We start from the raw sequence: 13535 nt of genomic DNA on the forward strand, positions 1-13535 counted from the left end.
TCCGTTAATTTTCAATGGGTAAATGTATGCTAACTTGATTCCCGAAATCGACATTTTTTGAGATATTTATACTTCCTCCAAAACTTTGGATCTGTTGCTTCGCTAGATGCAAATCTAATAGGGAATTTTCATCAATATCCTCTTCTGTTGATGCTAAATCCTTATCGATTCCAAAACAACGCTGTGATTCACAGTCATTCTCAATTTTTATCTCCACGAAACCTTCTCTCTTTTCGGTCCTAATTTTGATCGTGACTTTCTTCTCAGAATAGTTTAATTTCAGGCTTTCATTGATCAAGTAATTGATAATATGGTAGATGTATATTGCAGGGAAAGCTATTTCTATAACTTCAAAATGGCAGTCCAAATAAAGTTCATTACTATCGATCTTTGATTGAAATTGATTAATCAAATACTGGCATATTTCATCCATATTTGAGGTCAGGAAAAGAGTATCATTAGAATTTTGAATCTCAAGAGTTTGAATCAGTTTATCAAACAGTTTTAAGAACTTCGAATTGCTCTTTTTCAATAGATTAATCAATACTTGCCTTTCGAGTTCGTCCGTTTCAATAGCAAACTGATTGATGATCATATCAATATTGCTGATGGGTGTCCGCAGGTTATGCGTTAAGATCTGATTGTAGGCTTCTAATTGATTAACCCGAACTTTCAGTTCGTAGTTTCTTTTTGCAAGCAATTCATTCTGCTGGTTAAGCTTGATTTCATTGTTTTTAAAAAGCGATAGATCTTGGATTTGACACAGAAAATAAACCAACTTTCCGGTCATATCCAATACAGAGGAAATATTGATCAAGCAATAAAACGACTTATCTTCTTTCGCGATACAACGTGCTTCTATGATTGCTTTTTCCTTCTCACCAGACTTTACGGCTTTTGTGGCTGCGGTCACCAAATCGATGGACTCTGCATGGATAAACTCTGATATAGGTTTTTCCAGCATTTCTTCCGCAATGGAGTAGCCTAATATGCTTTGCAATTCCTGATTGTACTCCATGACCTTCAGGGAGCGGTTTAAAAGTAGCATCCCGATAGAAGAATTCTTGAAAGCACGGTTGAATTTTTCCTCCTTGATTCGCATTTCTGCTTCAAGCCTTTGTTCTCTGGTTATGTTGGTCACCACCACTGTCAAGCGGTCGGTCTTATTGCTGATGATCTTGGTCTTCAGCTTAAACCATTGATCCGGATTGGACTGGTAGGGAGATTTGTATTTCAGTACATATCCTGTCCTTTTTTTGAAGGATTTGTTTAAGATGAATAGGAGGGTTTCCGAGAACTCTTTGGGGAAAAGGTCAGCGATGGATTTATTGATGATAAAGTCCTTCTCATAAAACAATTGTTCTGGAGTCGACGTCCAGCAATTTAGGATCACGCCATCATCCCTGATTTCAAAAATGATATCATCAATAGAGGATACTAAGGAATCAAAATCTTCCAGTTTCTGTTTCAATTGTTTTAATTCATCCGACACTTTTGGAAGCTTCATATTGATAATAATGGTCAGCTTACTGTGCTGAAAATGATAAATAGATAGTGTTTTCTGTTAATACTTTCCGGCTTGCAAGAATATTGATTCTCGAAATGAAGTAAAGATAAAGAAATTTTTGTTCCTATTTTAATGAAAAATTCCTAAAATCGATACAGGATGGTTAAAATTTTATTAAATAAAATTAAAAAAAGTGCTAACTTGCTCCTGTTAACCTAAGTGCATTTTTGTACTTTAACACTTACTATTAATAAATACGAATAATAAATCTGAATCATGGGTAATTCGTTCTTAATTAGAGGTTTTGTGAGCTAATTAGCTCTGAAATCTGTAATCGAAAGACCAGGAAAGGATTGAAATTAGTGCATGGCAAAATGGATTATTGTGTAGAAAGTAGGATGCTAAAATGTTTCTTGGATATAAGATATTAAAATAGGTTTAATATAATTAACTAATCAATATTGAAATATGTCTTTTTTAAAACCAAGATGATGCTACCTTTGCGACGCAAAAATTATTAATTCAGTTTGTTTAAGCATGGAAAAACCAAACCAAATGTATCTAGGGACAATCTTTTGTTCCGGCGATATCTATAGAATTAAGGTAATTTTTCAATTAACAGTATTGGTTTAATAAAGCCAATGTTACCCATGAATTAACTATTGTGCAGGATTAGCATATAGTCAACTATAGGTAATATTAGCTTTAAAATAAATTTTATTTTATTTATTAAATATAGCCGAAAGAAAAGTGACGTTAATTTTAAAAAATGGTAGACCTGTCGTCAGGTTGAGGGCGTTTAGAGCAATAGATGACCCTGAAACATGTTTACGATTTATCAAAGGGCATGAACATGTGCTAACCTCCATAGGTGTAAAGAAAGTAACCTCATCCAAGGACGAATGGATGTTTAACCCCGCATCTTTTGTTTTGATAGTTGAATCGCTGGATGGCGAAAACGTCTATGGTGGAGCCCGTATCCATGTTGCAGGAGGTACCCAACCCCTCCCAATCGAAGAAGCAACCGGGATGATGGATCCTAAGATTTTTGACTTGGTTTGGTCTTATGCCCAAGAAGGTACAGGCGAGGGTTGTGGACTTTGGAACTCCCGCGAGATTGCTGGCTATGGTATCGGAAGCATATTCCTTACCCGTGCCGCCATTGCAATCGCTCCCCGCATTGGTTTGAAGACATTATTCGCTTTATGCGCTCCATATACGATTAATCTAACGAAAGCGGTAGGATATCGACAGGAATTTGGCGTTGGGAATAACGGTACATTTTACTACCCCAAACTGGATCTCTTGGCCACTACGATGGTTTTGGACGATGTGCTGAATGTTCCCACTGCTTCCGAAGAAGATAGAAACGCCATTCTTGCCCTGCGGGATATGGCTGTAGGCCCTCGTATTGAGGTTCTGCGATCGAAGGAGATTGAAATACATTATGACCTAAGCCTCAACGACCTTAAAGGTTGGGACCTCCAAAAAATCATCAATATGGCCAATGGACCACGATCCCAGGATAATGGAAAGAATCCCGATGATATTGTAATACTATAAAACTATGCAAGACAATCACGCTACCTTAAACAACTATTTATATAAACCCCTATTTTTTGACAAATCCAATCCAGCGGATGTAATTGCTATCCAAGAGTTGATCGATAAGCAGGAGATCATTTTTGTGTATGATCAATTCGAGAGACAGTTGAGGGATTTATTTGTCTGCCGAAATCCTACTTTTTCGACAAATGAAGAACAATTTCTTGAATTTGTTGGTTTAGTCTGTAATCAACAACCTATGGAAGAGTTGGGTGCCTGGGTCTACTATCCTTGGAGAAAAACCTTAGTGCACATTTTGGAACGTGAAGAATTTATCGAAGTTAGAACAAACCGTAATCAGCTTAAAATATCAAAATCAGAGCAAGAGCTTCTGTCAACTAAGACTATTGGTATTATCGGCCTTTCCGTTGGTCAATCTGTGGCTCTTACGATTGCCATGGAAAGAGGCTGTGGAAAGTTAAAGCTTGCGGATTTTGACGATCTCGATTTAAGCAATTTGAATAGATTGAGAGCGCCAATTTTCAGCCTAGGGTTCCCTAAGGTTGTCTTGGCAGCTAGAGAAATTGCAGAGATCGATCCTTATCTGGAAGTAGAGATCTATCCTGAAGGCATCAAAGAAGAGGACTACCAAGAATTTCTGATAGGAAGTCAAAAGCTTGACCTGCTGATTGAGGTCTGTGATAATTTTGAAGTGAAGGTAGAAAGCAGAATCCGCGCAAGGGAATTTGGTATTCCGGTCATTATGGAAACCAATGACCGCGCCATGTTAGATATCGAGAGATTCGATAAGATTCCTGACCTGAAAATATTCCATGGACTTGTTGGCGATTTAACGGTAGAAGAAATCCATGCTTTGGACAAGAGCGAGAGAATGGGGCTATTGATGAAAATCGTCAATGCCAAGGATCTTTCCGATAGGATGAAACAATCACTTCCAGAACTAGGAAAATCCCTTAAATCTTGGCCACAGCTGGCTTCAGAGGTCGTATTGGGCGGTGGGATTTCCGCTTGGGCTTCCAGAAAACTCTTGCTAGGGCAAGACCTGAAGTCTGGAAGGTATTACGTGGATTTGGAGAAAATATTAAGTGCACACCCTGTTAATTAGAGCATCAGAGATGTCAAGATATTGGTTATTTCCGATTATGGTTTTATGCTGTCTTTTCCGCTTTTCTGCAAAGGCTTCGACAGATACTGTGCTATATTTTAACGGGAGTGATGTTAAGAACATAGGAAAATATTTATCTCTATATGAGGAAAACGGGGAGTCCGTGTCGTTTAAGGATGTTTTGGAGCATCCAGAGCTATTCACCAAATGCGAAACCGATGTCCCAAACTTAGGGATTGTCAAGAAGCCCCATTGGATCAAATTTAAAATCGTCAATAATTCAGATGAGGATCGATTGATAGTGGATCTTTCCCATCCCAACATTGCTGAGGTAAAATTCTATTCTATCATAAATTCTGAAATAGATAGTGTGGGTTATAATCTTAAGCAAGGTTATAGTGATCGGAAATATTCCCATCAATTTTACTTGTTCGACCTGCAGCTCAAGAAAGGGGAGAGTGCTGTCTGTTACATGAAATTGCAGAGCGAAACCCAAGTTATCGTACCGTTATCCATCCATACCCCAGCAGGACTTTTCGATTTCTTGCAAAAGGAGGATGTTTTATCGGCCATTTATATTGGGCTGATGTTGTCCTTGGTATTGTACAATGCCTTTCTGTACGTAGCTACTGGCGAAAAGCATTATCTCACCTATGTCAACTATATCTTTTGGGTCTTTGTGGCACAAATGGCAGTTTTAGGACTGTTTGAAAGAGTTTTTCCAATCCGAAGTGAATGGCTATCTGCTCGATTGTTAACGTTTTCAGGTGCCATGTCCGGCATTGGGGCCATCCTCTTTGTCAAGTCATTCCTGCATACCTCAGTAGAAGCCAAGGGCTTCAATAAATTGCTGAACGTATTCTTGTTGGGCTACTTTTTTGCCATTGTCTTGCTGATCATAGGCTATATCATTCCAGCCTACAGGATCGTGAACCTGGTTGCTGGCGGTGGTGCGGCTATCGTCCTTATTTTTGCCTTTGAATTATCGCGTAGAAAATATAGCCAAACCAAGTTCTTCCTATTCGCATGGTGTATCTTTTTGATCAGCGTTTTGGTCTATGTGCTGAAGGATTATGGTGTATTACCAACTAACGTTTTCACGGCGCGATCCGTTCAGATCGGTTCTGTTATCGAAGCTCTCTTGCTTTCCTTCGCTTTGGCGGATAAGATCAATACCTATCGCAAAGAGATGTTGGAATTGCAAGTACGTGAATTGGCAATTTCCCAAGAAAACGAAAAACTGATCCGAGAGCAGAATGTGATTTTGGAACAGAAGGTCCGTGAAAGAACGGAGGAACTCCAAGAGTCCAATAAATCGCTTAGCCTGACGCTATCCAACCTGAAAGATGCCCAGGCGCAACTGGTGGAATCCGAAAAAATGGCTTCCCTCGGTCAGTTGACCGCCGGTGTGGCGCATGAGATCAATAACCCGATCAACTTTGTCACTTCCAATGTTTCGCCGCTCCGTAGGGACGTGAACATACTTTGGGATATCATTGACCAGGTTGAAATGATCGCTTTGAATAATGATCTGCAACCTGCGGAGAAGCAAGAGAAAATCCAGAACATCAAAAATATCAACGATGTCGATTACCTGAAATCAGAGATTAATTTCTTGTTGAAAGGTATACAAGAAGGAGCAGAGCGTACGGCAGAGATCGTTCGCAGCTTAAGGATTTTTTCCAGGATCGATGAGGACACCCTGAAGCGGGCAGACTTGAATGAATGCTTGGATTCAACCTTGGTAATCTTGAATCCAATGACCAAGGAACGGATTAAGATTCTCAAAAAATACCATAGCATCCCCATGGTGGAGTGCTATGCGGGCAAGTTGAACCAAGTCTTTATGAATATCCTTTCCAATGCCATCTATGCAGTGGAAAAGAAATTCAATGGAAAAATAGGCGGGGAAATCAAAATCGAAACAAAATTAAATGACGATTTGTCAAAAGTAATAATCAGTATTATGGACAACGGTACGGGGATCCCTCCAGAGGTCATCGGACGTATCTTTGAGCCATTTTTTACAACGAAGGATGTTGGCGAAGGGACAGGTCTAGGGATGTCAATTGCTTATAAAACAATTGAAAGACATAATGGAAAAATTGGTTTGCAATCCACAGTAGGAGAGGGAACTACTTTTGAAATCCACTTGCCAATCAAACAATAAGGTAAAGATTAGATTAAAGGTTTTTTAGGTCACACTAAAAGGTAATAGTATGGATAAGAATTTTGAGGTGTTGTACATAGATGATGAGTACAATAATTTGGTAGGATTTAAAGCAGCATTGAGGTTTCACTATGATATTCATATTGCAAGCAATACTACAGATGCAGAAAATATTTTAATGACCAATCCCAATATCAGGGTGATTTTTTGTGACCAAAAGATGCCCGGTGAAAATGGGATTGATTTCTTCAGCAGGATCAAAAAGGAGTTTCCGAAACCTATGCGGATCCTGATCACGGCTTTTGCCGATATGGATACGGTTATTGACTCCATTAACCGAGGCCATATCTTCAGGTTTATCAAAAAACCATGGGAGGAGGCTGAGATTATTTCTTGTATTGAGGAGGCCAATAAGTTCTATGTAACGAACTCTTTGTTGGATATGCGCAATATGGAGCTTCAGAAAGCTTATGAAGAGCTTGATAAGTTTGCTTACAGCGTTAGCCATGATTTGCGCGATCCATTGGCGGGAGTCTTGGGAGCTATCCGTATCGCATTGGATTTCAAGAGTGTGGAACAGGTTCATGAAATCTTGAACTTGATGAAAACTTCCATTGTGAAACTCGAAGATTATATCAATAGCCTACGTGACTATTACCTATTGAGAAGGGGTGAACTCAATCTTTCAAAAATTGATTTCAATTCTATTTTTGAAGATATCCTCGACTTTTACAAGATGTACAGCCAGAATTCAGGTGTAGAGATCAGTTTTGAAGTGGACCAAGAAAACACGTTCATCAACGATAAGTCAATCTTGGAATTGATCTTACATAACTTGGTGTCCAATGCGATAAAATACCAAAAATTAGACTCATTGGATAAATGGGTGAAGTTAAAAGCAGAGACTGAAAACGGACATGCCAAAATTACGGTTACGGATAACGGGATTGGTATTTCAGAATCTTCGATCAACGATATTTTCAGGTTGTTTTTCCGCGCAAGCGATCAGGCTGAAGGAATGGGCTTTGGATTGTACAATGTGAAGACTGCGGTCCAGAAGTTAAAAGGTGGTATTGAGGTGGATTCAGCACCTGAGAACGGATCTAAATTTGTTGTGACTATTCCTTCCAAGGAATAGTCATCGCCATTTTAGGAAAGAAGCTTTTGACGAAGTAAAAATTCCAACTGCTCGTTTGAGATTTCCAGCTTGGATTTTTGATCGATGATGTTTTTCTTGTTTTGGTAGATTTCGAAAGCTCTAGCGATTGTTTCGGTCAATTCTTCTTCGCTCCATGGTTTGTTCAGGTAATGGAAGATCTTACCCTTGTTAATAGCATCAACCACAGCACCCATATCGGTATAACCAGTCAATAGGATTCGCATCGGATCAGGTTTTATTTCAATTACCTTTTCTAAGAATTCCACTCCGGTCATTTCGGGCATTCGCTGGTCAGTAATAATGATTTGGATATCATTTTTGCTAATAATATCCAATGCTTCAGCACCCGTTAAGGCAGTAAATACATTGTATTTAAACCTAAACGTGGCTTTAAAAGAAAATAAATTGTTCTCTTCATCATCCAAATACAACACATTAATTTTATTTTCTATGTTCATTACTTTCTTACTTGAAAAACTGTTTCAAAATTAGTAATTATTTGTGGTCCATAATAATTGATTTGAATATAATGAGAAAATTGGACTTTTTTTCAGATTTAAATTAATATTTTACTTGATAATCTTTTGAGAACTTTTTCCCTGAAAAAGCCCGCTGAGAGGTCAGTTCTTCACTTGCTGCGGTCCAAAATTCATCATCTGCCGGTAAGCCTAAAGGTAAGAAAGATAATGTTGCCTCATATAATGATCCCGTATTGGTATATGTATCAGCAATATTCCCCTGTTCTTTAGAAGTAAATCCTAAAATCAACCAGCCGTATTGGTCATATAGATCATGCTTGTAAATATTTTTCAGAATGGCAGTCAGTCCATTCCTGATCTGTCCGTATGATAGATTTTCAGGAAGTTTCTTGTCCAGTGCGACTTGTGCCAAGGGTTGGAAGGCCCCATTTCTATAGGTTGAACTTCTCCCGATTATTGGAAAATATCCTTCTGGCGAAATCATCCTTTCCAAATGATGTGCATAGCGCTGAATTCTTTTGTATGCCCGATCATACTTTTCTTGATAATCTCCAGCCTTAAGGTTATGCTTCAAGGTTTCGACCAACATGCAATGTATGATATAGCCATTGTAATGATCAAAGGCGAACCTGCTGCCGTCTGAATACCAACCATCCCCAACATACCAATCTTGGTCAAATTTATTGATGGCTAGATCGATGCTTTCCCGATTCGGTTCCACACCTACTGTATACAAGAAGGTCTCGGTAATAGAAGCGAACAACAACCAGTTGTTCTGCCCTGGCTTGATCCAACGGATATATTTCATTTCCTCTATAACTTGCTGCTTTGTCTTTTCGGGTAAGGGCTCCCATAGGGCTTGCGGTGCCCTTAAAATTCCCAATGCCAAATGGGCGGCATCCACCAAGGTTTGTCCTTCTTTGCCTCGCCAATCAAAATAATCTGCAGAGTTTGGGTCAAAGCCATGTTGAATTCCTAATAAGGCCTGTTCCCTGTATTTTTTTCTGAGCTTTCCTTCCTCTGTATCATCATCTTTCAAGCCTAACCAAGGAGCCATACCAGCCAACAATCGACCAAATGCTTCCAAATAGCCAACTTTCGGGTTTCGGCTATCATAAGATTCGGATACTACCATCGGCATATTTTTCTGGAAGGTGCCCTTGCTGATGTTCTCTAAAATAGGCTGTGCCATTTTACTCAAAATGGAAACCCAATATGCTCTATCATTTTTGGTTGGATCTTGGTTTGTCTCATCGGCGGTGTCTATAACTTTATCACTGGCATAAGCCATGTTTTTTTGCATGGCGAATGCACCTAACATTAATCCTGCAGATTGTATCCAAGTTCTTCTTTTCATAGGAGGGGTTTATTGATGGTTTAGGCCGGCTATTGGACCTTTTCCCTAATTTAACATATTCTGTCTAAAAACTAGCATAAATTGAAAATCGGCATCCTCAATCAATTTTATTAAGTTTGTGATATTGAAATACAATAAGGTATGGAAAAGAATAAAATCAGTGCTGATGAGTTCGTAGAGAAGTTTATGGGGGGCAGCCTTAAACACTTGACCTATATACATACTCCGATCAAGATCTTTCCATTGCGCGATATCGCACCTTATCTAAAAACGCCTATTCCGCCTATATTCTTTGGCTATAATCTTCTTATCTATATCAACAAGGGATATTTCAAACATCAGATCGAATCCACCTCATTTATGGTACAGGCACCTTCTGTGCTAATTTCTAATTATGGCAATATTTCTGCCATCGATTCCGTGGATAAATCGGCCCAGGGATATTGTGTGTTGATCAAAGAACAAGCCATGACCTCACTGTTCAGGGAGCAGGAAATCCTCAATATATTCACTATCTCGCCTTTATTGAATCTCAATAAGATAGATGATGTAGAATTAAATCAACTGCTAGACCTTTTGTACAAGGAAATCTATACGGATAAACCCTATAAAGAATACTATGAAAGTATTTTTAAAACGGTGATGTTAAAGATTATTAAGATTTCTGACTCCAATAAAACTTTAGGGAGGCGCCAGGAGATAGCCATATCCTTTAAGCAACTGGTTCATTTACATTATAATAAGGAAAAGTCGGTCAATTTTTATGCTGATATGTTGGCTGTCTCTGTAAACTATTTAAATAGATGTGTTTCCGCAGTGTTCAAGAAATCCTCCAAGCAGCTCATCCTTGAAGTTGCCATTATCCATAGTCAATTAATGCTGTTGGAAACCAATAAAAGTGTGGCCAGCATTGCCTATGAATTGGAGTTTGATGATCCTTCTTATTTTACTCGTTTATTCAAAAAGATTGTTGGTATATCACCAACTGAATACCGAAAGACAATAAATTAGCCTATTTTTATTTTCATGCACGATTTGTCCTAAATATAGACGAATTCCTCATAGTGATTTTCTCCATTTCCCTCTAATTTTACAATTGAGTTTTATGATAGCCATTTTGTTTAACTCAAAAGGGCAATCCTATAAATTGCTCAGAATTAATTGTAAATAAAAATAGTATGAACGGAGTTATAGAAAATATAGATTTTGAAAACTATATTTCATCATTCAGAAAACACTTATACCACCTTTTCAGAGAAGAATTTGATTATTCAGCAATCAGTTTGAAACGTGATTTTCCAGCTGAATTCCTTGCGGAGATCATGAAGAAAAAACCTCTGGCGGTGGCTATTCCTAAACTACATGGAGGAAGAGGAGTAGCGGTCAAAGATTGTTTAGGAGTTCTGTCTGCAGCTTCTTATGAATCTTTGGCACTTTCCTTAATGTTCGGTATCAATATCGCTCTATTCTTGGAGCCTGTTGCCAAATACGGGAATTACTCGGTGCAAGAAAGAGTGTTCAAGGAATTTATTGAAAACAATGCAATGGGTGGTCTAATGATCACCGAGAAAGCATACGGTAGCGATGCTTTGAATATGAAAACGGGTTACGAGCAAATCGGTAACTCTTATAAGATCAAAGGTGAAAAGCACTGGCAAGGATTGAGCGGCGCCGCAGATTTCTGGTTGGTTACGGCACGTAAGTTCACCCCAACAGGTGAATTGACCCGCGATATCGACTTCTTTGTGACGGATAACAGTAATCCTGAACAACATATCCCAATGGTCGAGCGCTATAACAACCTTGGATTATATGCCATTCCTTATGGTATCAATCAAATAGACGTTGTCGTTCCAGAAGATCAAAAATTGACTCCAGAAAGTACGGGGATCAAATTGATGTTGGATATGCTTCACCGAAGTAGATTGCAATTTCCAGGTATGGGCCTAGGTTTTATCAAGCGTCTACTTGATGAATCCTTGCAACATTGCCAAAACAGAATTGTTAGCGGAAGTCCATTGATCAACATTGATTCCGTTAAATATCAGATTTCAAGAATCCAAGCAGCCTTTGCTATCTGTTCAGGTATGTGTGCCTATTCAGTAGCGACCAGCGGAATCGAAAATGATCTTTCGGGATTAAGTATTGAAGCCAATACCTTGAAAGCATTGATTACCGATTTGATGCAAGAGTCTGCTCAGATCAGTCTTCAATTAGCAGGTGCAAATGGATATCGATTAGATCATATCGCTGGAAGATCAGTGGTTGATAGTCGCCCATTCCAGATTTTCGAAGGGTCCAATGAAATGTTGTATGCACAGATTGCTGAAGGTATTAGCAAGATGATGCGTAAAGCGAAGGAGGCTAATCTTTATGAATTCTTGAAAAACTATCCAACTGCTAATCTGAGTGCAGCTTATTTCAAGGAGCAATTGAACTTTAATTTAGAAGCTGGAATCAACCAACGTGATATGGTGACCATAGGTCGAATGATCGCTAGAGTAATCAGTTTCCAATTCGTCATTCAAATGGAAGGGTTCAATGCTGAACTAGTAGAAATCACCCGTCAGCATATCTTGATGGATTTGACCATGTTCCATGGCCAATATATTAGCAAAAACAGCGCTAATCCACTGGTAGAATATGGTTTGAATTCGGATTGGATGAATTTTGTCTCTTAATAACAATTTCAAATACAACAAGGAGAGCTGAGTATATTTACTCAGCTTTTTTTATGTCCAAAAATTTAGATTGGCTTTTTATATTGTTTTTCTATTTAACCTCATTCGAGACATGTTCCGAATTTTTGCATAATGTCTTAAAGGAAGCTAATATACTAACCGAAGCATTCCCGAATATGCCTCGAATGAGTCTCGAATGAGGTCTATATTATTAGCCATAATTATGTCAGGAAAATCCCTGAAAAATACCATTCTTCTAAATCTTTGATATTTTTATTCCATCAAACAAAAAAACTAGCTATAGGTTAAACAATCTATTGAATATTACTATTGTTAAGTAAGTATGGCGAATCAAAGTAAGGCTGGTACTGCGGCTACAACATCTCTTAATGGCAATGGGAAACTGGATGTTTTCTATAAGGTTGATATTGTTGTCATTGGAGCAGGGCAAGCGGGATTATCGGCGGCATATCATCTCAAAAGAGAAGGTATAGAACCGGGAAAGGGATTTGTGGTATTGGACGATGAATTTGGCTCAGGAGGAGCTTGGCAACATCGCTGGGATTCATTGACCTTGAGCAATGTCAATGGAATCAATGATTTGCCTGGAATGGGCTTTTCAGAAGCTGTCAATCGGGATGATAAGGAATTGCGTGCCAATGTGGCCTTACCACAATATTATGAGAAATATGAAAAAACTTTCGGCCTACCAGTAATCCGACCGGTGAATGTACTGGAAGTGACTGAGAGAAATGGAAGGTTTTTGATCCATACCAATGGATTGCAATTTTCGGCTCGAGGCATTATTAATGCTACTGGTACCTGGAAAACTCCACATTGTCCAAAATACCCGGGTTGGGATAAATTTGAGGGCAGGCAGTTGCACACTGGTGAATATAAAAATGCCGAAGAATTTATTGGAAAACATGTCATCATCGTGGGAGGTGGGATTTCAGCGGTCCAATTGTTAGGAGAGCTATCCAAAGTAACCAAAACCACTTGGGTAACTCGTCGACCACCGGATTTTAGGCCCTATGAATTTAATCCGGAATTAGGAAGAGAAGCTGTGGCTATGGTCGATGAAAGGGTACGGATGGGATTGCCTCCAAATTCTGTTGTTTCTGTAACTGGTTTACCGATCACGCCAGCTATTGCGGATATGTTGAAGACAGGCGTTTTGGATAGGAAGCCCATGTTCCAGGAGATTACCGCTAAAGGGGTGAAATGGGAGGATGGGACCGAAATGGAAGCTGATGTTATTTTTTGGAATACCGGGTTTCGACATTCCTTGGACCATTTAGATCCATTAGGTTTAAAAAATGAACAAGGCGGTATTACAATGGGGGGATCATTGGCCACTGAGGTTGTCCAAGATCCAAGGATCCATCTTACGGGATATGGACCTTCCTCTTCGACCATTGGTGCGAATAGGGCAGGGCGTGCAGCCGCAAAAGAATTGATTGCATATTTGAAATTAAAATAGGTGCCGAACAGATACATTTTTTGAGAAC

The 13535-nt window shown here is 39.0% G+C and carries 10 protein-coding genes; 7 read left to right on the forward strand and 3 right to left on the reverse strand.

The window, feature by feature from the left end:
- Nucleotides 1-4 precede the first annotated feature (4 nt).
- The gene (locus tag CKW03_RS07620; protein WP_093095520.1) at nucleotides 5-1507 is read right to left on the reverse strand and encodes a PAS domain-containing sensor histidine kinase; all 1503 of its coding nucleotides are present in this window, start codon (nucleotides 1505-1507) and stop codon (nucleotides 5-7) included.
- Nucleotides 1508-2257: 750 nt separating this feature from the next.
- On the opposite strand from CKW03_RS07620, the gene CKW03_RS07625 reads away from it, so the two are divergent.
- Genes CKW03_RS07625 through CKW03_RS07640 form a run of 4 tightly spaced genes read left to right on the forward strand, consistent with a single transcriptional unit; the run spans nucleotide 2258 to nucleotide 7486 of the window.
- Complete coding sequence (locus tag CKW03_RS07625) at nucleotides 2258-3070, forward strand: hypothetical protein (RefSeq protein WP_093095522.1); 813 nt, start codon at nucleotides 2258-2260, stop codon at nucleotides 3068-3070.
- Nucleotides 3071-3074: 4 nt separating this feature from the next.
- Entirely contained in the window at nucleotides 3075-4178 is a 1104-nt protein-coding gene (locus tag CKW03_RS07630) for a ThiF family adenylyltransferase (protein ID WP_093095523.1), read from the forward strand.
- A 10-nt stretch (nucleotides 4179-4188) separates the two neighbouring features.
- A complete protein-coding gene (locus tag CKW03_RS07635; RefSeq protein WP_093095524.1) occupies nucleotides 4189-6348 on the forward strand; it encodes a sensor histidine kinase in 2160 nt (719 codons plus the stop codon).
- 49 nt (nucleotides 6349-6397) lie between these two features.
- Complete coding sequence (locus tag CKW03_RS07640; protein WP_093095526.1) at nucleotides 6398-7486, forward strand: hybrid sensor histidine kinase/response regulator; 1089 nt, start codon at nucleotides 6398-6400, stop codon at nucleotides 7484-7486.
- 11 nt (nucleotides 7487-7497) lie between these two features.
- Here the strand turns inward: CKW03_RS07640 and CKW03_RS07645 are convergent, their stop codons facing one another.
- On the reverse strand, nucleotides 7498-7965 hold the full coding sequence (locus tag CKW03_RS07645; protein WP_093095527.1) for a response regulator: 468 nt from the start codon (nucleotides 7963-7965) through the stop codon (nucleotides 7498-7500).
- 103 nt (nucleotides 7966-8068) lie between these two features.
- A complete protein-coding gene (locus CKW03_RS07650) occupies nucleotides 8069-9343 on the reverse strand; it encodes a DUF2264 domain-containing protein (protein ID WP_236736439.1) in 1275 nt (424 codons plus the stop codon).
- Between the two features lie 141 nt (nucleotides 9344-9484).
- On the opposite strand from CKW03_RS07650, the gene CKW03_RS07655 reads away from it, so the two are divergent.
- The 3 genes from CKW03_RS07655 (at nucleotide 9485) to CKW03_RS07665 (ending at nucleotide 13507) form a co-directional block, all read left to right on the forward strand.
- Complete coding sequence (locus tag CKW03_RS07655) at nucleotides 9485-10354, forward strand: helix-turn-helix domain-containing protein (protein ID WP_093095529.1); 870 nt, start codon at nucleotides 9485-9487, stop codon at nucleotides 10352-10354.
- Nucleotides 10355-10521: 167 nt separating this feature from the next.
- Complete coding sequence (locus CKW03_RS07660; RefSeq protein WP_093095530.1) at nucleotides 10522-12024, forward strand: acyl-CoA dehydrogenase family protein; 1503 nt, start codon at nucleotides 10522-10524, stop codon at nucleotides 12022-12024.
- 343 nt (nucleotides 12025-12367) lie between these two features.
- Nucleotides 12368-13507, forward strand: a complete 1140-nt coding sequence (locus tag CKW03_RS07665; RefSeq protein WP_093095532.1) for an NAD(P)-binding domain-containing protein — start codon at nucleotides 12368-12370, stop codon at nucleotides 13505-13507.
- Nucleotides 13508-13535: the final 28 nt, after the last annotated feature.

This window comes from Sphingobacterium mizutaii (assembly GCF_900187125.1).
Classification (GTDB): domain Bacteria; phylum Bacteroidota; class Bacteroidia; order Sphingobacteriales; family Sphingobacteriaceae; genus Sphingobacterium; species Sphingobacterium mizutaii.

Excerpts from the sequence above, each read along its gene's own strand:
- CKW03_RS07620 (WP_093095520.1), bottom strand. The coding sequence starts at position 1,507 with ATGAAGCTTCCAAAAGTGTCGGATGAATTAAAACAATTGAAACAGAAA.
- CKW03_RS07630 (WP_093095523.1), top strand. The coding sequence starts at position 3,075 with ATGCAAGACAATCACGCTACCTTAAACAACTATTTATATAAACCCCTA.
- CKW03_RS07635 (WP_093095524.1), top strand. The coding sequence starts at position 4,189 with ATGTCAAGATATTGGTTATTTCCGATTATGGTTTTATGCTGTCTTTTC.
- CKW03_RS07640 (WP_093095526.1), top strand. The coding sequence starts at position 6,398 with ATGGATAAGAATTTTGAGGTGTTGTACATAGATGATGAGTACAATAAT.
- CKW03_RS07645 (WP_093095527.1), bottom strand. The coding sequence starts at position 7,965 with ATGAACATAGAAAATAAAATTAATGTGTTGTATTTGGATGATGAAGAG.
- CKW03_RS07650 (WP_236736439.1), bottom strand. The coding sequence starts at position 9,343 with ATGAAAAGAAGAACTTGGATACAATCTGCAGGATTAATGTTAGGTGCA.
- CKW03_RS07655 (WP_093095529.1), top strand. The coding sequence starts at position 9,485 with ATGGAAAAGAATAAAATCAGTGCTGATGAGTTCGTAGAGAAGTTTATG.
- CKW03_RS07660 (WP_093095530.1), top strand. The coding sequence starts at position 10,522 with ATGAACGGAGTTATAGAAAATATAGATTTTGAAAACTATATTTCATCA.
- CKW03_RS07665 (WP_093095532.1), top strand. The coding sequence starts at position 12,368 with ATGGCGAATCAAAGTAAGGCTGGTACTGCGGCTACAACATCTCTTAAT.